Source organism: Stenotrophomonas sp. YJH_SMC_12-1 (genome assembly GCF_059370935.1).
Map to the genome: position 1 here is coordinate 68554 of NZ_JCAFUD010000008.1, position 19327 is coordinate 87880.

The 19327-nt window shown below is 64.4% G+C and carries 20 protein-coding genes and 1 tRNA gene; 5 read left to right on the plus strand and 16 right to left on the minus strand.

The annotated features are described in order from the left end of the window. Positions 1 to 41 precede the first annotated feature (41 nt). Both AC5P8Y_RS15410 and AC5P8Y_RS15415 read left to right on the plus strand, forming a co-directional pair. Positions 42 to 476: an FKBP-type peptidyl-prolyl cis-trans isomerase gene (locus AC5P8Y_RS15410; protein WP_005408986.1), complete on the plus strand. Its 435-nt coding sequence runs from the start codon at positions 42 to 44 to the stop codon at positions 474 to 476. Then, positions 463 to 1710, plus strand: coding sequence for a TIGR03862 family flavoprotein (locus tag AC5P8Y_RS15415; RefSeq protein WP_049432416.1), 1248 nt, complete (start codon positions 463 to 465; stop codon positions 1708 to 1710). The genes AC5P8Y_RS15410 and AC5P8Y_RS15415 overlap by 14 nt, the downstream gene beginning before the upstream one ends. A gap of 53 nt (positions 1711 to 1763) precedes the next feature. Here AC5P8Y_RS15415 and AC5P8Y_RS15420 read toward each other — a convergent pair whose 3' ends face one another. The 4 genes from AC5P8Y_RS15420 to AC5P8Y_RS15435 all read right to left on the minus strand — a co-directional run bounded on the left by AC5P8Y_RS15420 (position 1764) and on the right by AC5P8Y_RS15435 (position 5866). Beyond that, a complete protein-coding gene (locus tag AC5P8Y_RS15420) occupies positions 1764 to 2225 on the minus strand; it encodes a GNAT family N-acetyltransferase (protein WP_024956617.1) in 462 nt (153 codons plus the stop codon). A gap of 99 nt (positions 2226 to 2324) precedes the next feature. Continuing rightward, a complete protein-coding gene (locus AC5P8Y_RS15425) occupies positions 2325 to 3947 on the minus strand; it encodes an FMN-binding glutamate synthase family protein (protein ID WP_005412910.1) in 1623 nt (540 codons plus the stop codon). Between the two features lie 55 nt (positions 3948 to 4002). Then, complete coding sequence (locus AC5P8Y_RS15430; RefSeq protein ID WP_005408982.1) at positions 4003 to 5289, minus strand: nucleotide sugar dehydrogenase; 1287 nt, start codon at positions 5287 to 5289, stop codon at positions 4003 to 4005. A 142-nt stretch (positions 5290 to 5431) separates the two neighbouring features. Beyond that, entirely contained in the window at positions 5432 to 5866 is a 435-nt protein-coding gene (locus tag AC5P8Y_RS15435) for a BLUF domain-containing protein (RefSeq protein WP_005408981.1), read from the minus strand. 128 nt (positions 5867 to 5994) lie between these two features. On the opposite strand from AC5P8Y_RS15435, the gene AC5P8Y_RS15440 reads away from it, so the two are divergent. After that, a tRNA-Leu gene (locus AC5P8Y_RS15440) sits at positions 5995 to 6081 on the plus strand. 125 nt (positions 6082 to 6206) lie between these two features. Here the strand turns inward: AC5P8Y_RS15440 and AC5P8Y_RS15445 are convergent. After that, positions 6207 to 6710: a hypothetical protein gene (locus tag AC5P8Y_RS15445; protein ID WP_495202052.1), complete on the minus strand. Its 504-nt coding sequence runs from the start codon at positions 6708 to 6710 to the stop codon at positions 6207 to 6209. Positions 6711 to 6820: 110 nt separating this feature from the next. Between AC5P8Y_RS15445 and AC5P8Y_RS15450 the strand changes: the two genes are divergently transcribed. Then, a complete protein-coding gene (locus AC5P8Y_RS15450) occupies positions 6821 to 7486 on the plus strand; it encodes an SOS response-associated peptidase (protein ID WP_495202053.1) in 666 nt (221 codons plus the stop codon). Between the two features lie 57 nt (positions 7487 to 7543). Then, positions 7544 to 7849: a hypothetical protein gene (locus tag AC5P8Y_RS15455; RefSeq protein ID WP_157803272.1), complete on the plus strand. Its 306-nt coding sequence runs from the start codon at positions 7544 to 7546 to the stop codon at positions 7847 to 7849. Positions 7850 to 8833: 984 nt separating this feature from the next. Here AC5P8Y_RS15455 and AC5P8Y_RS15460 read toward each other — a convergent pair. The 11 genes from AC5P8Y_RS15460 to AC5P8Y_RS15510 form a co-directional block, all read right to left on the minus strand. Then, positions 8834 to 12301: a TipJ family phage tail tip protein gene (locus AC5P8Y_RS15460; RefSeq protein ID WP_495202054.1), complete on the minus strand. Its 3468-nt coding sequence runs from the start codon at positions 12299 to 12301 to the stop codon at positions 8834 to 8836. Then, positions 12298 to 12888 carry a tail assembly protein gene (locus AC5P8Y_RS15465; protein ID WP_242898929.1) on the minus strand — a complete coding sequence of 197 codons (591 nt, stop codon included), beginning with the start codon at positions 12886 to 12888 and terminating at the stop codon, positions 12298 to 12300. The genes AC5P8Y_RS15460 and AC5P8Y_RS15465 overlap by 4 nt, the downstream gene beginning before the upstream one ends. Further along, the gene (locus AC5P8Y_RS15470; protein WP_242898930.1) at positions 12881 to 13621 is read right to left on the minus strand and encodes a C40 family peptidase; all 741 of its coding nucleotides are present in this window, start codon (positions 13619 to 13621) and stop codon (positions 12881 to 12883) included. The genes AC5P8Y_RS15465 and AC5P8Y_RS15470 overlap by 8 nt, the downstream gene beginning before the upstream one ends. 74 nt (positions 13622 to 13695) lie before the next feature. After that, a complete protein-coding gene (locus tag AC5P8Y_RS15475; protein WP_242898931.1) occupies positions 13696 to 13932 on the minus strand; it encodes a hypothetical protein in 237 nt (78 codons plus the stop codon). Between the two features lie 3 nt (positions 13933 to 13935). Then, on the minus strand, positions 13936 to 14631 hold the full coding sequence (locus AC5P8Y_RS15480) for a phage minor tail protein L (protein ID WP_495202055.1): 696 nt from the start codon (positions 14629 to 14631) through the stop codon (positions 13936 to 13938). Then, positions 14628 to 15593, minus strand: a complete 966-nt coding sequence (locus AC5P8Y_RS15485) for a hypothetical protein (RefSeq protein ID WP_495202056.1) — start codon at positions 15591 to 15593, stop codon at positions 14628 to 14630. The genes AC5P8Y_RS15480 and AC5P8Y_RS15485 overlap by 4 nt, the downstream gene beginning before the upstream one ends. Before the next feature lie 9 nt (positions 15594 to 15602). After that, a complete protein-coding gene (locus tag AC5P8Y_RS15490; protein ID WP_088470491.1) occupies positions 15603 to 15938 on the minus strand; it encodes a phage tail protein in 336 nt (111 codons plus the stop codon). Then, the gene (locus AC5P8Y_RS15495) at positions 15931 to 18105 is read right to left on the minus strand and encodes a hypothetical protein (protein WP_495202057.1); all 2175 of its coding nucleotides are present in this window, start codon (positions 18103 to 18105) and stop codon (positions 15931 to 15933) included. Before AC5P8Y_RS15495 ends, AC5P8Y_RS15490 begins: the two co-directional genes overlap by 8 nt. Before the next feature lie 4 nt (positions 18106 to 18109). After that, positions 18110 to 18409, minus strand: a complete 300-nt coding sequence (locus AC5P8Y_RS15500; RefSeq protein WP_427916198.1) for a phage tail assembly protein T — start codon at positions 18407 to 18409, stop codon at positions 18110 to 18112. Then, the gene (locus AC5P8Y_RS15505) at positions 18370 to 18726 is read right to left on the minus strand and encodes a phage tail assembly chaperone family protein, TAC (RefSeq protein WP_049441595.1); all 357 of its coding nucleotides are present in this window, start codon (positions 18724 to 18726) and stop codon (positions 18370 to 18372) included. Before AC5P8Y_RS15505 ends, AC5P8Y_RS15500 begins: the two co-directional genes overlap by 40 nt. Positions 18727 to 18809: 83 nt before the next feature. Further along, entirely contained in the window at positions 18810 to 19313 is a 504-nt protein-coding gene (locus AC5P8Y_RS15510) for a phage tail tube protein (protein ID WP_495202058.1), read from the minus strand. Positions 19314 to 19327: the final 14 nt, after the last annotated feature.

Genomic DNA, 19327 nt, shown 5'->3' on the forward strand with positions numbered 1-19327 from the left:
ACCCTTGCCGCCCTCGCCCTGCGCCCTTCCGGAGACGCCCGATGCGCCGCCTGCTGCTTCCCCTGCTGCTGTCCCTCGCCGCCGCTGGCTGCACAACCGAACCGTCCGGCCCACCGCCCGGCGGCACCCTGACCACCTTCGAGCGCATCGATACCGTGCCCGGCACCGGCACCGAAGCCGTTGCCGGCAGCAAGGTCACCGTGCACTACACCGGCTGGATCTACGACAACCGCACCGAAACCAAGCACGGCAAGACCTTCGACAGCTCCTTCAAGCACGGCGAACCGTTCACCTTCGCACTCGGCGCCGGCCAGGTCATCCGCGGCTGGGATGAGGGCGTGGCCGGCATGAAGGTCGGCGGCAAGCGCACCCTGATGATCCCGCCGGATTACGGCTACGGCGACCGCCGGGTTGGCCCGATTCCGGCCGGCTCGTCGCTGGTGTTCGATGTCGAGCTGCTCGATGTCAAACCGTAATGCCGCACCGCTTCCGCGGGTCGCCGTCATCGGCGGCGGCCCGGCCGGCCTGTTCGCCGCCGAGCGCCTGCGCGCCGCCGGTCTGGAGGTGGACCTGTACGAGGCCAAAGGTTCGCCCGGCCGCAAGTTCCTGATCGCCGGCAAGGGCGGGCTCAACCTTACCCATTCCGATCCGCGTCCGCTGTTCGACAGCCGCTACCGCGAGCAGTCCACGACCGTGGGCCGCTGGCTGGATGGCTTCGATGCGCAGGCATTGCGCGACTGGGCCGGCGGTTTTGGCGTGGAGACCTATGTGGGCAGCTCCGGCCGCGTGTTCCCGGTCGACCGCAAGGCCGCGCCGCTGCTGCGTGGCTGGGTGCGCCGGCTGAAGGAACAGGGCGTGCGCCTGCATGCCAACCACCGTTGGATCGGCTGGAGCAACGACGGCGCGCTGCGCTTCGCCACCGAAGCCGGCGAGATCGATGTCCACGCCGATGCCACCGTGTTGGCGATGGGCGGCGGCAGCTGGCCGCAGCTGGGCAGCGACGGCGCCTGGGTTGCCCCGCTGCAGGCCCGTGGCGTGGACATCACGCCACTGCAGTCAGCCAACTGCGGCTTCGACGTGGACTGGACCCCGTTCTTCGCCCAGCGCAATGCCGGTGCACCGCTGAAGCCGGTGGTCGCGCACTGGATCGACCTGGCCGGACAGCCACAGTCGCTGCAGGGCGAATGCGTGGCCAGCGAGTACGGCATCGAAGGCAGCCTGATCTATGCGTTGGCGGCGGACCTGCGCGAGACCATCAACCGCGATGGCCACGCGATGCTGTGGCTGGATCTGGTGCCGGGCCGCGACGAGGCGCGCCTGCTGGCCGATCTGTCACGCCCGCGCAAGGGCCGCAGCTTCGGCGAGCACCTGCGTCGCCAGGCGGGCCTTGATGCGGTGAAGGCCGCACTGGTGTTCGAGATTCTGGGTAAGGAAGCCGGCAACGACCTGCCTGCCGTGGCGGCTACGCTCAAGCGCCTGCCGCTGCGCCTGCTGCGTCCCCGGCCGATGGCCGAGGTGATCAGCACCGCCGGCGGCGTGCGCCTGGATGCGCTGGATGATGGCCTGATGCTGCGGGCCGTGCCCGGCGTGTTCTGCGCCGGCGAGATGCTGGACTGGGAGGCGCCGACAGGTGGCTACCTGTTGACCGCGTGCTACGCCAGTGGCCTGCGCGCCGCCGAGGGCGTGATCGGGTGGCTGGCCGGGCGGTGACGCCTGCATTGTAGAGTCGAGCCATCCTCGACTGCCTTACAGTCCCCGGGCGCTCACCATGGCCTGCGCATGCTCACCGAAGCCAGCGCCACGCCGCTGGGATGCGGATAGACCTCTTCGCGCACGCTGATGAATCCCTGCCGTTGGTAGAACGGCACCGCGTTGAGCGAGGCCGACAGCACCACCTCACGCTCACGATCGGCCATTGCCAGCAGGCGCTGCATCAGCGCCTGGCCGATTCCCTGGCCGCCACGATCAGGATCAACGAACAACGCGTCGACTTCATTGGCATCGGCATCGAACACACCGAAGCCAAGAAGGCCGCCCTGCCCATCCTCGGCCACCACGCAGCCGCCCTGCCCCAGCAACCGCGCGTACTGCGACGGCGGCGGCGAGGCCGACCAGGGCGCAATCACTTCGGGCGGATAATGGCTGCTGCAGGTCTCGCGCACGCAACGCGTGCGCAACGCCCACAGCGTGGCCACGTCATCCGTGGTGCCGATCCGGAACCGCATGGCATCTCCTTGCAGCGTCGAGCCATGCTCGACGGTTCTTCGTTCCAACATCGCGATGAGAGAAGCAGCCGAGCATGGGCTCGGTTCTACAGCAACACGTTATCGCGACTTGCTGGCCCGCAGCGCCTGGATCTTCGGCGGCGGCTGGAAGGAATCGCTGCGCGCATCGGCCCAGAACGCATGGAACACGGCGTGGTCCGGCACCTTGTGCAGCAGCTCGCCCGGTTCCAGGTAGCGGTACAGCGAGGCCAGCGAACGGATCTCAACAGGCGAAACCCGACGCAGGATATGCTCCGGACCCAGTTCCGCCGGGTCGTTCAGGCCCGCGGCACACAGCAGTTCCTTCAAGGCATGCAGCGTGTGCTCGTGGTAGCTGTACACACGGGTGGCCTTGTCCGGTGCATCCAGATGCTTCCAGCGCGCCGGGTCCTGGGTCGCGATGCCGGTGGGGCACTTGTCGGTATGGCAGCTCAACGACTGGATGCAGCCCAGCGCGAACATGAAGCCGCGGCCGGCATTGCACCAGTCGGCACCCAGCGCGATGGTGCGCGCGATGTCGAACGCACTGGTGATCTTGCCGGCTGCACCGATGCGGATGCGCTCGCGCAGATCGAGGCCGACCAGGGTGTTGTGCACCAGCAGCAGCGCTTCGTGCATCGGCACGCCGACATGATCGACGAACTCGGCCGGCGCCGCGCCGGTGCCCCCTTCGGCACCGTCCACCACGATGAAATCCGGCAGCAACCCGGTTTCCTGCATCGCCTTGGCAATGCCGAACCACTCCCACGGGTGGCCGATCGCCAGCTTGAAACCGACCGGCTTGCCACCGGACAGCTCGCGCAGGCGGGCGACGAACTGCAGCAGCTCGACCGGTGTCGAGAACGCCGAGTGACGCGACGGCGACACGCAGTCCACGCCCATCGGCACGCCACGGGTCACCGAGATCTCGGCAGTCACCTTCGGCGCTGGCAGCACGCCGCCATGACCCGGCTTGGCACCCTGCGACAGCTTGATCTCGATCATCCTGACCTGGTCATGGGTGGCATTGGCAACGAAGCGTTCCTCGCTGAAACCACCCTTCTCGTCGCGGCAACCGAAGTAGCCCGAGCCGATCTCCCAGACCAGATCGCCGCCCATCTCACGGTGATAGGGCGAGATCGAGCCTTCGCCGGTGTCGTGGTAGAAACCACCACGCCGCGCGCCTTCGTTCAGTGCGCGGATGGCATTGGCCGACAGTGAACCGAAGCTCATCGCCGAGATGTTGAACACGCTGGCCGAATAGGGCTTGGCACAGTTCGGACCGATCAGCACGCGGAAGTCATGCTTGGCGATGGCGGTTGGCGCCAGCGAATGGTTGATCCACTCGTAGTCCACCGCATAGGTGCTGCGCAGGGTACCGAACGGCACCGTGTCCATCTCGTTCTTGGCGCGCTGGTAGATCAGTGCACGTTGCTGGCGCGAGAACGGCACATCCTCCAGGTCACTCTGCACGAAGTACTGGCGGATCTCCGGGCCGATCGATTCCAGCCCGTAGCGGAAGTGCGCCATCACCGGATAGTTGCGGCGCAGCGTGCTGCGTTTCTGCAGCAGGTCCCAGGTCCCCAATGCCACCATCGCGGCAGTCAGGCCGACGCCCCAGTACCAGGCCGGCCAGATCGTGGCCAGCCACAGGCATATCGGGAACATCAGGATGGCGAGCAGGTAGACGATGTACCGGTGCATGGCTTTCCTCGGTTGCAACTGTTCCCGAGTCTACCGCGCCGCTCGCTGCCAAGGCTTACAAACGATCGTCAACCACGTTGCGCGGCCAGGCCGATTTGACGTCGTAGACCAGGCCGCCTGGCGCCAGCAGCGCCCGGATTGCGTCTTCATCCATTGCCTTGAAACGGGCGTGGGCCACCGCCAGCACCACCGCGTCATAGCGCCCTGCCCCGGGTTCGGCCAGCCAATCCAGGCCCTCGCCGGTCAATGCCGCCGGGCCGACCCACGGGTCGCTCACCTCCACCTGCGCACCCGCATCGCGCAGGCGCTGGGCCAGTTCCAGCGCGCGGCTGTTGCGCAGGTCGGGGCAATCCTCCTTGAAGGTCACGCCCAGCACCAGGATGCGTGCCTCCGCCGGTGCACGGCCACGCTCGGCCAGCATCGCCAGCACGCGCGCCGCCACGTGCTCGCCGACGCGGTTGTTGACCTGCCGCGCGGTGTGGATCAGGTCCGGGTGGTAGCCCACGCTTTCGGACTTGTGCAGCAGATAGTACGGATCGACGCCGATGCAGTGACCGCCAACCAGGCCTGGTCGGAACGGCAGGAAATTCCACTTGCTGCCAGCGGCGTCCAGTACGTCCTGGGTATCGATGCCGAGCCGGTCGAAGATCAGCGCCAGCTCGTTGACCAGCGCGATGTTGACGTCGCGCTGGATGTTCTCGACCACCTTGGCTGCTTCGGCCACGCGCATCGACGGCGCCGGGAACGTACCGGCATCGATGATGCGCTGGTAGAGACCATCAATCACCGCAGCGACTTCCGGGGTCGAACCAGACGTGATCTTGCGGATGTCGGCCAGGCGCCGCTGGCGGTCACCGGGACTGACCCGCTCCGGGCTGTAGCCGCAATAGAAGTCTTCGTTGAAGCCCAGGCCCGAACCCTGTTCCAGCAGCGGCACGCACACTTCCTCGGTGGTGCCGGGGTACACCGTGGACTCGTAGATCACCAGATCGCCGGCGCGAAGATGACTGGCAATCAGCCGTGTCGCCGAACGCAGGGGCTCCAGGTCGGGCTGCTCGTATGCATCGATCGGGGTCGGCACGGTGACGATATAGACGTTGCAGGCATCGAGCAGCGAAGGATCGCTGCCGTACTGCAGATGCGTGGCTTCGGCCAGCTCGTCGGCCTCCATCTCCAGCGTGTGATCGCGGCCACCGCGCAGCTCTGCGATGCGGCCGGCATCGATGTCAAAGCCCAGTGTCGGCCAGTGCCGGCCAAACGCCACCGCCAATGGCAGGCCGACGTAACCCAGGCCGATCACGGCGAAACGCGGCGTCACCGCCGCCGCAACGGGCACGCTCATCGGCATGTCCCGTGCACCGGGCGAAACCGGATGCGTGCCGCCATGGCTTGGGCCAACCCACTCATTCGCTGTACCACTCCGGAAAACCCGCACCAGAAAGGCTACAGCCTACCGGCCCCGGTACCCCGCCGCCAAGGCGGGCTCAGGAACCCAGCGCGACCGCGGCGGGTTCCAGCTCGCCGTCGGCACCGGTCCAGGCCTGCAGCAGGCGCTCGAAACCACCACTGCCCAGCAGGAAACCCGGCCACGCCGCGTCAACGATCTGGGTCAGCAGGTCCGCATCGATCCGCCGCGTCCCCATCGACCAGCGCGGGAACGCACGCTGCACCACCGGCGCGCGGCACAACAGCCTCATCTGCGCGTGGCTGCGTGCATTGAAGATGCGCTGGAACACCGAATCGATGCCATCTTCGGGGCCTTCCAGATACTGCAGGAAGCGGCTGCCGTCGAACATCAGGACACCGGTGACACCGGCTACACGATTGAATGCCGTGGCGTCGGCCAGCAGGCGATCAAGATCGGTTGTCCGCAGATCGGCGCGGGCCTCACTGGCATAGGCAATCGCGTGCAGCGACATCGGGTGGCTCCCCCCCTGGGAACGGTGGCTGGGACTATGACATGAACAGGGATAACAGTTAAGCACGTTGCTCCCGCGCAATCCGGCTGCAGCGACACGGGTAGGCTACAATCGGCGCCGCGCTGCAGGCCCGGATGGCGAAACTGGTAGACGCATCGGACTTAAAATCCGCCGGGGGCAACCCCATGCCGGTTCGATTCCGGCTCCGGGCACCAAGGCTTTTGCGACGATCATCGATCGCGTTTTCGCTCCGCAATTTTCTCGACGCTCCGCAATCTTCTCCAACGAATGATGCCAAGCGAGCAGAAGATGATGTCTGCGACGCAATGTCGCGGATGCCTCAAACGCCGCGCCGTAGCTGCCGCAGCCCTGCACTCAGCCACGCCTTGCTGCGGACGTCCCTCGCTCGGGGCTTCGTTTCTGCAGGCGGCTTGCGCGGTTCCAGCGCCGCCTTGATCCGCTCGATCTCCTTCGCTCCGGCCTCAGCCAGGCGCCGAGCCTGTTGCTGCTGCTCGCGCGTCGGCGGCAGACCGGGCAGTGGCGGGGGCAACTGGATCGGCGTGCTATCGGTCAGCCGGGCGACGGCCTCACGCAGAGGCAGCTCGGGATACAGCCGCGCTGCGCACCAGCGCTCGGCGTAGCGCTTCGCCTGTCGGACGTTGGCGGCGCGCGCTTCCTTGGTGTGCCACATCTTCTGGCCCTCCATCCACAGCCGGACGCCAGGACCGCCATCGAGCGTGACGTTCGCCGTTTCCCGGCCGTTGTACCAGAGCGCCCAGCGCTCACCGGTCTGGACCCAGCCAGATGGGATCGGGGCGGTGCGGAAGCCGTTGGAAGAGCGCATGGCCGGAAGGATACGGCCGGCGGTCGCAAAGGCTGCGACAAGGGATCGTTCACCGGCTGAACCGTTCGGGATCACGCCCCGGCCACGGCCGGCCGGACTACCCTTCGGCCATGTGCGGCCGATTCGTCCAGCTCCCCGTTGTCGACTTCGGCCAGCCGGGGCTGGCTGACCTTGCCCCCGGCCTGGCCGAGATCCAGCCCAGCTACAACCTGGCGCCGACGCAGCGCGCCTCGGTGATTCTGGACCGAGGCGAAGGTCGGCAGGTCACCCGCTTGGCGTGGGGCCTCCTGCCGTTCTGGGCCAAAGCCAAGGGCCTGCAGGGATCAACCATCAATGCGCGCATCGAGACCGTGGCCACCAAGCCCGCCTTCCGGTCGGCGTTCAAGAAGCGCCGCTGTGTGATCCCGATGGCCGGCTACTACGAGTGGTCGGTGAACCCCGAGGACGGCAAGAAGGATCCGTGGTTCATCCACGCCACCGGGCCACTGCTGGCCGCCGGCCTGTGGGAGGACACCAGCCCGCTGCTGCCCGACGGCAACCTGGGCACCTTCACTATCATCACCGGCGACAGCAGCGGCGTCTCGGCAGACATCCACGACCGCATGCCGGTGTGGCTGCAGGTCGGCCAGATCGATGAGTGGATGGCAGCCAGCCCTGACGACGCCATGGCAATGCTGCTGGCCAGCGAGCCGCCGGCGATGGAGGCCTATCGCGTCAGCCGTGCAGTGAACACGCCGAGAAACAACCGGGAGGATCTGCTGTCGCAGGTGGCTTAGGGGAATTTGGCCCGCATGGCTTAGACTTCGCGAGCCGCGCAACCACGGAATGGAGCCATGAGCGAAGTACTCAACGTAACCTTCGATCTACTTTTCACACAAGACACTATTGATCGCTTGCAGGGCATCTCAGTGTCGCTGCCTGGTCTGTTGCCAGTGGACGGCCTCACGCCTAGCGCAGGCGATCTCGTCGATCTCGATGTGGGCGGTGAACAGCTGCCCTTTCAAGTTCGCGCCCGCCGCTTCCGATGGAAGAGTGGCAACCACATGGTGATCCAATTGACCATGAAATTGCCTGAAGAGGTTTCCATTCCGGGTTCAGTGCTTGAAAATCGCAGAACAGCGCCTGCTCACGCAAACTAGTAGGTGGCTGTTCCGAACAGACGACGCACGCCAGGAAATGGATTTGACCCGGGAAGAAGTGGCTGCATCGTCAGTACGTCCACGGCCGCGATCGTGAGCTGGTTGCGGGCAGCGTTCAATCTTCCAACTATCCCTGGAACCTGCTCGTCAGTCTCGCCTAGCGTTGCTCCAATCATTGGGTTTGCCCATATCCATGGGTTGGTCTGCCCCTTCGTGAGCGAAAACGTCCTAGGCCATCCTTGGCTGTCTAGGTCATCGAACGTTTGCGTAATCCTCAGCTGTCGGTAAGCAGACGCAAAAACCAAGTTGCCGCCCGCGTCAAAAATGTCTAGTCCGTAGGGCGACCCGCCCGACCCGATCGCAACGCGAGTTGAGAGCACAGCCCAATCGAATGGGCACTGCCCCCACAACTGGACTCCACCGTTTGGTCGGCCTGGGTTGCTTCCAAACGGCGGATAGGGTGAGTTGACAAAGCATCCTCCGACATACTGATCAGCAGACTCCGGCCTGATGATCACCATAGGGCATTCAGTTGCGACACTCGTCGTGGCGTCCATCGCTATATCGACGAAGTAGCTATTGCTTGCCACAGCCTTGGTGTTGCAGTAGCCGCCAAAAGCAAACCGTGGGTTTCGATAGTCACTGTCGATCTGCAGAATCTGATCGTCATTGAATACCTGTAGTCCTGCATTCATATGCGGAACACCGAGTAATAGTTTGTGTTGCGGATTCCGCCGAAAGCGTCGTTACACAGAACGTTGAAACCGCCATTGACGATAGTCACGGGGTTCCCAGCGCCTGGGCCCGAGGATGCCACGGCCAGCCAGGTTCCGTCGTTGACCATGCCTGGAACACTGATGAAAGCGATGACTGGCCATGACCCAGCCGGAGCCACATACGAGCCTGAAACCACATGACGGGTAAGGCGATCCGTAACATCAAGCACCAAAGCTCCATTCTGGTCCCACACCTGAAGGCCCTGAGTCATGACCAGATTCCAAGGCGCACGCGCAAGGTTCCATTGCCGTCGTAGACCTGAATCACGCGATCATTAATCGTCAGGTAGCCACCGCTGTTCGCACCGGTCATCGTGAGCGTTCCGTTCTTGTCCAACTTCCACCTGGGCTGACCGCCGACTCCGGTTGCGTTGGACTGAATGACGTCCCCGATCATCGCGTTCTGGATCCAGCCGGTGCCGATCATCGCCTGGCTGATGAACGTCTGCCCACCCTGGATCACGAAGGGTGACGTGACATTCCCGTTCACCAAGTTGATCACCGCGAAACGACCAACGTCGAAGAGAACCTGGCTCTGGTAGCTACCGTCCGGCTGCTGCTCGACACCCAGCCCCATACCGGCGCCGTAGATTCGCCCATCAGCAGTGACCTGCGCCCGCAGCGTGTAGGTGGCACTAATCCGCCCGTCCACATCAACGATGGCCTGGGAGGTCGCCTGCACCATCGCCTGCGTGTCGCCAACCTTGGCCTCCACCGTGTCCTGGCGCTGCGACAGCGCATAGTCGCCTTGGGCGATGACGGTCTGGATGGTGATGGTGCCGGCGAACACACTCTCATCGCCAGCGCCCCAGTCACTGTCGCCTGCAGCCTGGACGTCCAGCTGCGCGAAAAGGCCATCCGTCTTCTGCCCGACCGCCTGCAGGCCGGTCTCCGGATCGTTGACCTGCAGCTCGAGCGTGTTGACCCGCCCAACGACAGCACCCGCCTGAGCGACCGCGTCGCCCACATCTTTCCATTTCGTGCCCGGTGGCTCCTCATTGCCTGCCGTGCTGTCGTTCCACAGCCAGATCTTGCCGTTGTACACGACGGTATCGCCAGGCTGATAGGTGGCGCCGGCCTCCCAGATCAGTGGCACGATCTGGTCGATGCTCTCGATCTTGGTCAGCAAATCCTGACCAAGCGCGCTCTCCGTTATCCGTCCCGAGAAGTAGGCGTCATAGTCCGACTGGTTTGTGCTGGCCTCTCCCATCACTCCAGCGCCCGTCGGATACCACGGTCCGATGTTGCCACTGCGGTCAACCAGCCTTGCCCAGAAGTAGAACCGCGCACCGGCGGCCAAGCCGTCCAGTTCGAGACGGTTCTGCGGGTAGGCATAGTCGCCGAGCTTCGTGGCCGTCTCGCGATCCGGGCCGGTGCTGCGCCAGATCTCAGTGCGCTGGGTGTCGGTCGCCCCAGGCGGGAACGCCCACGCCAGTCGGATCCCGAACACGATGGACGTGGCAGTCAGAGAGGTCACCGCCGGCGGCGGCTCGGTCTTGCCGGCAATCGTCGTGAGCGGGCTCATAGCCGGGAGCGAGACGGCATTGAGCGCGTTCACCGCCCTCACGCGCGCAAGATACTGGCCGGCATAGATCCCGGGCACCTCGATGCTGGTGGTGGCCACCCGCCCCTGGCGCACCCAGTTGAGGTCGTCGCGGCGCCACTCGACGTCGTAAGCAATGGCCTTGTCGGCTGGCTCCCATTGGATGGTCAGCGTCGGAGTGGCGATGCCCTGCTCGATCACCACGTGCGAAGACAGGGCCACATTGGTCGGCGGCGGCTGCACACTGGGCGGGATGATGCTGATCGGCGGCAGCTCCAGCCGGGTGCCATCGTCGATCGCGGCGTACTTCCCTGGGACGTGCTTCAGCGCCGTCACGTTGAAGGTCAGCCCCTCGCCCTCCTCGATGCCGATCACACGGAACAGTTGCAGCACCAGATCGCTGGACTCTGTGGCCCATACCGACTGCGTAACAGGCACGGCGCTCCATGGGGCCGACACCGTGACTACGCCAGTCGATGCGTTGACGCTATTGATCGTCCGCGCCTCCGTCCTACCGCTGGGGAGCGTGGCCAGCAGCGTGTCGCCGATCTCCATGGCTTCCGGAACGAGGTCCAGCGTCAGGCTGTTGGCACTGGCGGCGCGGACGCGACCAGAGTTGCGACGGCCTGCCCGGTTCGGATCGGACACCTGGATCACGTCACCAGGCATGCAGTTCAAAGAATCGAGGCCGACGGCGAACCGGATCGTCTCCGTTTCAAGGTTCTCGGTGAAGAGAATGTGGTTGCCGATGCGCTGCGCCTGGCCGCGAGAATGGCAGCCTATGGCAGTAACCTCGGTCTGGTTCACACCGTAGCGTGCGATGCCATCCAGGTGCTGCACCGGCTCGACCTTTTGCCGGCCGAAGTCGTCGGGGTCGGTCCAGGACACCAGTGCTACGGTATGCCGCGCCTTCCTGCCGCTGCCCTCGTAGCGAAACTGACCATCGACCACGTTTGCCGGGCTGTAGGTGGCGCCTGGATCCTTGGGCATGTCCGCCGAGGCCATGACCTGCCCCGCCGCATAGAAGCTGATGCCGCGGAACATGCTGGCCATGTCCTGCACCACTTTGTACGCGTCCGCTCGCGTCTGGAGATACAAGCTGCAGGTGAACCGGGGCTCCTGGCCGCCCTGCCCGTCGCTGACGAGTTGATCGCAGTACTGGGCGATCTGGTACAGCCGCCACTTATCAACCCAGTCCAGGGGGATGCGATTGCCGAGACCGAAGCGGTCGTTCGTGACGATGTCGAAGAACGCCCATGCGGGGTTGTTCGTCCATGCCGACTTGAAGGTCCCGTCCCACACGCCGCTGTACGTCCGCCCGATGGGGTCGTAATTGCTGGGCACTCGGACGATGCGGCCCCATATCCGATAAGAGCGTGACGGCACGCTCTGGAAGGCGCTTGCGTCGACCTGCACTGCGGCCAGAGCGCAGTTCGGGTAGCGCAGCTTCACATCGATGATCTCGGTCATCGACAGCACGTTCACCGTGTCCGAGATCAGAGAGTTGTTCTGGTTCGGGGTCAGTCGGCGAATGCGGATCTGCCACTGCGAGCCGGTCGGCAGGTCAATGCGGCGGCTGCGCTCGTACTGAGTGGTCGTCTTGCCCGTGATCGCATCGTTGAGCACAGTCGTGTAAGCGCCGCCATCGACGGAAAGGTCCACCGCGTAGCTGATGGAATACCCGTTGCGGTTGCCATTCTCCTCATCGACCTTCTGCAGCGCAGGCACAGCCAGCCGGATGCGAACTGCTGACAGGTCGGAGCCGCTCACCGTGCGCACGATCGGCTGGTCGCTGCGCAGCTCGACATTCACCCCGATCTCGTTCTCAACCGAAGGGAAGCCGGGGATGTACTCCTGGTCCTGCGTTCCGGATCGGGTATCGACGGTGACGCCAGCGAAGTTAAGCCCACCATCCGGGTTCTGGATCGGAACCTGATTGAGGTAGATCGACTGATTGCCGGCGACCAGGCCACGTATTTCGCCCTCGCTGACCAGGTCGATGATCCTGGCCACGGCCATCGAGTGCAGGCTGTCCGGGGTCTCCACAGGCGTGCGGCCGTTGCTGCCGCTCTTGCCACCGGCGCCGGCCAGCTGCACCGCCTGCGCGATAGAAGTTGGGACAGGAAGGTTCAAAGCTGGTCCTCCGCCATGATGCCGCCACTGATGACTGCGGAACCCGTCAGCATGCCCTTCGTGTCATGGCCGCCATACGCCACCGGCACCGGATTGCCTTGCGCCTGGGTGTTGACGGTCCCGTTCATGCTGTAGTTCGGACGGTTCTCGGGACTATCCTGCGATCCCAAGCCCTTCGGCTGCGGCCCAAGCATCTGCACCACGCCGCCGATGACCATGGCAATACCTGGCTGCAGCAGGTACGGCGCCGTAACCGGGAACACGTACGAAATGACGATCAGCACCACGCCGATGATGGTCTGGAGCACTCCTCCGCGCTTACTTCCGAGTAGAACCGGTGCAATGCGGATGTCCTCGTTCCCGGGCGGGTCCTGCAGCTGATCCTTCGTCAGGTTCTGCTTGCCGACGAAGACTGCGAAGGCCATGCCGTTCTCCTTCGCACGGGCCAGGTACTGCTGGAAGCCCGGCAGGACCGCGCACAGGGCGCGCACAGCCTCGGCAGGACTGTTCACGGCCAACCGGAAAGAGCGGCCGAAGCGGCTGCCCAGCTGGCCGTAGAGGCGGACGGTGCGCAGTCGCTCAGACACGGGCTGCCTCCTTGTGGCGGACGATGTAACGGGTACGCTCGGCCCACATGCCGCCGTAGGTGATGACCTCCGAAAGGCGGCCGTGCATGTGATGGAGCAGCTGGCCGTCGCCGAGGTACACACCGGCGTGGTTCGGGACGGGCGAACGGATCTGCATCAGCACCATGTCGCCGCGCTGCGGCTCGCCGTCGATCAGGTCGAAGCCCTCGGCGCGGAGCCGGTCAAGGCTGTACAGGTCCTGGCCCTTCTCCCACCAGTCGTCGTCGCGCTCGTACTGGCTGAGGCTGATGCCCAGCTCTCGGTCGTAGAAGTCGCGCACCAGGCTGTAGCAGTCCAACTGGCCGTGGGCGAACTGCCGGCCCACCAGCGGCGCCTCGTAGCCGCACGGCTCGATGGTCTGCAGGTCGCCGCACTCGGGATCGGCACCGATGACCTGGCCCACGCTGACGATGTGCCACGGCAGGCCGCTGGCCTCGCACATGACGCGGTCAGCATCCGAAGCCGAGGCAGGGGCGTTCGGGTGGCTATGCACAACGGCCAGCACCTCGCCCACATCCTCAGCATCGGCATAGTCCTCTGCCGGAAGTCGGAAGTGCTCGCTGGGCGTGGTGGCCACGTTGCGGCAGGGGACATAGGCCTCGCCATCGTCGCCGGCCACGATCAGGCCGCAGCACTCGCGCGGGTACTCGGCCACGGCGTGCGCCTGGATGGCCTGCAGGGTCGTCTGTTGCATGGGTGTCGCCCATAGAAAAGGCCCGCACTGGGCGGGCCTGGGTAATGAACTCGGGTTTGAATCGCGGGGATTCGTCAGCTCAACCTGACCACGTCAACCCTGACATCAGGCGCGGCATCAACCACAACTTCGCCGGAAGGTGCGTCGGCGCTGAAGGTGTAGTTGCTTTCATGCTCATGGCCGACTTTTCCGTGCAGATTGCGGACCAAGTGCAGCCGACCGCAACTCATCCGTACGTAGACATTCGCTTGGGCAGCGATGAAATCACCGTGACCCTGCCGATACAACCGCTTAACCATGAAAATCGACATCAATCAGGTCCTCAGTAGACCGGCGGCCGGGAACCCGCCGTAGGGCAGCGGCTTGTCGGCACCGAAGCGCAGCTTGCAGCTGTTTACCCTGCCGCCGCACTGGTCACGCGCGGGGTCGGTGGTGGGCACGTCGTTGGCATCGGCCACGGCCGGGCCGTTGTAGCCGCAGTAGGGGCCGCGGTAGCCACCCCGGATCAGCCAGCCACAGACCCCGGCGATGACCTGGCGGCCGGGCAGCTGCTCGCCGTTGAGGTCGATCGCTGTGGTCAGCTCGAACTCGACCGTTTCCTTCGTCTCGGAGACCTTGCGCTCAATGAACCAGATATCGTCCTGGAAGTGCTCGCCCGGGTCGGCGGTCGGATTTCCGTCGGGGAAGTTCACCGCGTCGAGGTACTTGGCCAGCGTCTGCCGGCGGATCACCCGTGCGCCCACCAAGTCGTCGAACAGCAGGCACAGGGCCGTGATCCGGCCGTCGATGTTGCTGACCTTCAGGCGAGGATTCGGCGGCTGATCGCTGGTGCGGGAGAAACCGGTGGCCTCGATCGGCCACGGTCCGTACTCCTGGCCCTGCCACCAAATCACCCCCGACTGCAGGTGCGCGTGGAAGAACAGCTGGTCGGCTCCGAAGCTACTGGCGTCCAGTTCGAACAGGGTGATGCGGCCACCTGGTTCGAGCTGCTGGGCATCGGCGGTGATCATGACGCGCCGGCCTGCAAATCAGCCATCGCTTGCTTAAGGCCCGCAACCGCCACCTCCAGCTCGCGGATGCGCTTGTCCTTCGTCTGGTGGCCACGTACACACAACGCCACTATAGCCATCAAGTTGATGTTCATTGGCACATGGCGAGTTACCTCGCGCCACGCTGTTTCAATGGCATCCATCTCGACGGAATTGGTGCCGTCGCCGCTCTCGTTGGGGACCTGCACCGTGACCTTCACCGGCCGCTCGTAGGGCTCTTTCTCTGCCACGTCATAGTCACCATCTGTCGCAATAGGAACGACGCTGTGGACATTCTCCGCAAGTAGGCTCAGGTAGCTCTTCTCGCTCTCCAAGAACTCCGGCCGGTACTTGTGGGTGATCACGACGAGACGATTGAGGTCCGTGTCAGCATCACCACTGTAGCCCTCTATGAAGTCCTTCACATCGGCCGAAGAAGTTGGATTGAAGGACACCGCACTGCAGGATCCGTCTGGCGCCAACAAGAGCTGACCAGAGCTGTTGGTCGCTCCATTCGGCCTCAGAAATACAGCGCTACCACTGGCACCTGTCGCCAGCACGACGTTCGACGTTGTGCTGGCAAATGTGAGATTTGCAGATATTCCACCACTTACCGACACCGGCCCATTGAGATTGATGGCAGAGCCACGAATGGACAAAGGGGAGTAACTACTGTTCGCGTTGTTTACGGCGTCCAGAGTCACGCCTGATGCACCCTCGGTTCTGAAGAACAGTTGGTCACCAGAGGTGTTTGGGGTAACGCGAAGGGTGCCCCCATAGATCACCATGTCCCCATTAAGAGTGCCACCGGACTTGGGAAGCGATGGACTGTCCGGACCGAACAATTGACCGAAATTATCGTTGGTCTTTTCGAAGGCGGTCTTTGCCGGGTCGCCCTTGTAGGTTCCATGGTCAGTGGTCGTGTCGATAATCTGGCGGGCCATGGTTACTCCTTACGGCTGGAACGTCTGTTCGAAGGTGGCATTCAGCGTGAACACGTCATTGCCATGGGGAATGAGGCTGTACGTCTTGCACAGGTACAGGCCCTGCACGCCGAGGGGCGGCGTCCACAGGAACGAAACCGCCCCCTGTCGAGCGCGCAGGAAAGCCAGCGCTGGACCAACCTTCGTTCCCTTACCCACTATGGAAATCGGCCACTGCTGGGTCTCGTTGTTCAGGCCATCGGCAGCCGTCTGTCGGTAGCCGTCCCCGAACCTGGCCTCACGGGTGAGGAAGTCGCCAGTGCCTGTGATCTCGGTGCGCACGCACCAGGTGAAGACCTCAGCCATTGCTCACCCTCATCTGATGGAAGAGGCCGCCGGGCCGCGACTGTTGGGTGGCCCACTCATTCATCTTGGAAGTAAAGAACTGATTGAGCCGGCGAGCGTCCTCGCTGCCATCGCCCTGTTGGGTGGTGCTGGTGCCATCGGACAAGATGTTCATCGTGGTGTTGAAGTTGTTGGTGATCCCGCCACCGCCTCCAATGGCGGATGCGGGCATGCCTGCGGTAATCGGACGAACCGAACCGGCGTCACCGGGGATCAGGTAGGTCTTCCCGCCCTGGTCGAACAGTTCAGGCCGACCGCCCTCGCCCACCCGATACATGCTGCCGGCGGCAACCGGCCCGCCACCGGCGCGGCCGCCAGCCATCCCACCGATTGCGCTGCCGACCGCGTTGATCCAGCTCGAACCGGTCCCGCTGTAGCTGCTGGCCCAGCTGCCGATCATCTGGAAGATCTGCGAAGCGGCCGCCTGAGCCGCCATCTTCTGAAGCGTCTTCGCGAAGCTCTGAACCATCCCGCCCAAGCCTTCGGAGAAGGGATCGAACAGGAAGTCGGCGAAGGCATCCTGCATGTTTCGGGCGGCCTGGTCGGCGTAGGTGCTCCACTGCCCGAAGGTCTGCTCCACCGACGAGCTGGTGTCGTCGTCGATACCGAACATTCCGTCGAAGGCGTCGGCGAACTTCTGGGCGCTCTCGCCCATGATCGATTCGGCCTCGTCGATGTTGCCGAGCATGTCCAGCAGCGAGGCGCTGGAGCGGAGCGCGGACTGCGCGGCCGCGTCGATGCCCTTCAGGCCGCCCGACTGGATCTCGTAGTTGACCCGGCTCAGCTCCGAGCTATCGCCGAACAGGGCGATCTGCCGCTCCAGCTGCTCATTGGTGGACCGATAGGAGTCCTGCAGCTTCTTGGCCTGCTTGTCCTGCTGCGTTGCAGCCGCCGACTTCTTCTTCTCGCCCTCCGCCCAGGTGGCCTGGAGCTTTGCTTCCCACTCCGCTGCCCGACGCAGTTGCTCGGTCTGGTCCTTGGTGGCTTGGATCTCTTCCGCCGTGGCTTGGGTGCGTCGACCCCGAGGGCCGCTCCTTGCCCCCTCTGGGATGCCGGCTCCGCCACCCTGCATGGCAGCCCAGCCCTTGTCGGCATAGGCGGTGCCGGCCATGTAGTCCTTGGCGAAGGCGTCCCATCCGCCTCCCTGCGATCCGAACAGGCCGCTGTACTGGCCGGTGGCCAGCTTGATGACTGCGTTGCCCTGCTTCTCCACCGCCACCAGACCGCCGCGCAGGCGATCCAGCCAGTCCTCGACCACCCCGAAGATCTCAGCCGCCTTGCCGATCTCGCGGAACGCCGAGGCGATCCCGTGAGCGACATCCCGGACGCCGCCGCCCTCCTTGGCAACGTCCACCAGCTGCGTGGTCAAGTCAGTCAGCGTGGGCAACAGCTCGCTGGCCAGCTGCGTGAACCAGCCCTGCGTTGCAGCGCGCAGGTCGTCCAGGCGGTCGTTGAACTCGGCCGCAGCCCCTGCGGTGTCCGAGTCGATGACGATGCCAAGCGAACGCGCCCGTTCCTCCATGGTCCGCATGCCATCGGCGCCTAGACTGAGGAACTCCAGGAATTCCGCGCCCGACTTGCCGAAAAGCTGCATCGCCAGCGCGGTCTTCGTGGTCTCGTTGCTGATGCCAGCGAACCGATTCTGCACCTCGGGCAGAAGGTCCTCGAAGCTCCGAAGGTTCCCGGCCTGGTCCTTGACCGAGATCCCAAGCGCCTTGAACGTCTTGTCCGCGTCGCTGCCAGCCTTCGAGGCATCCGCGATGTTCTTGCTGAACTTGGGAATGATGCCGACCAGACCTTCCAGGTCCGATCCAGTCATCTTGGCGGCGTAGCCCCACCCCGACAGCGTCTCCGTCGAGATACTGAACCTGGCGGACAGTTCGTCGATGCGATCGGCAGCGTTGATCGCATTGCTCAGGCCGGTGATCGCTGCGTCCACACTCGCGAATGCAGCGATGGCACCGCCGATCACGCTGCCGATGGCAGTGAATCCGGCCACGATTCCCTTGCTTACACCGGCCGCGGTCCGCTCCATCGACTTCATGGACTTCTCGGCCCGCTGGGTGTCCGTCACGAACGACCCGGTTTTCATCAACAGGTCGATGACGATTGAGCCGGCAGTTGCCATGCGATCAGCCTCTCGGGGGTTTCAGGCCGAACGCCGCGAGGGTTCGCAGGTCGGCGTCGGGGAACTCATGGGCAACCGGAGTCGGCTGCAGGAAGTCGAGATTCTTCTGGATCGACCCGCCGAAACTGGCGCCGATAAGGGCTGCTGGGCGGTGGTAGCGATGCAGATCGTCGAAGGGGTACAGCTGGTAGAACGCCAGCCATCGCTGGAATTCAGGCTCGGGCAGATCGTCGATCTCCCCCAGCGTTTTGCCGAGCGCGAGGCCTAGGATGCAGCTGAAGTACTCGCGTCCACGCTCGGCGATGACTTTTTTGCGTCTTCACCGATGCCGGCCACAGCCATCACGTGGGGGAACAGGTCAGTAAGACCGTTTGCCGTCAGGTTCTGCGACTCGGCCTCGCTCAGCACCAGCTTCCCGTCGGCGTCGCACAGGCTGGCCGCCACTAGGCGCTGCATTGCAAAGCAGGTTTCGTCTTCGTTGCCGGAAGCTTCCGCCGCGCGCCAGCGGCGCATCTGGCCGGCGCTGACCTGGCGGAAGTGCACGGTCTCGGTGGTTCCGTCGCTGAATTTCACCTCGCGCGCGACGGGGGCGTTGCTCGTCAGGATCTTGCTCTTGTCCATCAGCCGTTCTCAGTAGGTGGGGGCCGGATACGCGACGGCTGGGCGCGCAGAGCCGGACACCCCGAAGGTCTATGCGTGAGCCGTCAGGCCGAGTACGGCCCGTTCCAGTGGGGGACGACGCTGCCGCTGCGCTGGATCGTCAGCGTGCCGCGCACGATCTCGTTGGTGGCGATGTCGATGTTCAGATCAGCGACGTAGCCGCGGAAGCCGATCGAGGTCCGGAGGGGCGACGCAGGCGCGACCAGGTCGTCGTTGGAGTCGAGCGAAGGAACCGCCACTCCGTCGCTCAGGCCGATCAACCAGTCCACGACCTCCCGCGACTCCTTCAGTTCGAACAGGATCTGGTGCGACTGACTGCGGGGGATGAAGTTGAACGGGACGCTGACCTGCCCCGGATTGCCCAGCCCGCCCTCGAACTCCTTGTCACCGACGGTGCTCAGGCAGGTGGATTCGATCTGGTCGGCAGCGCCGCCCAGGCCGTTGATGCCAGTCGGGCACTCGAACTTCAGGACCGAGGCGACGCTGGAACTCAGCTTGTCCACGGTGAAGAGCTCGGACCCCTGGGTTTTGATGACGCCCTCGGTCATTGCAAAGTCCTCTG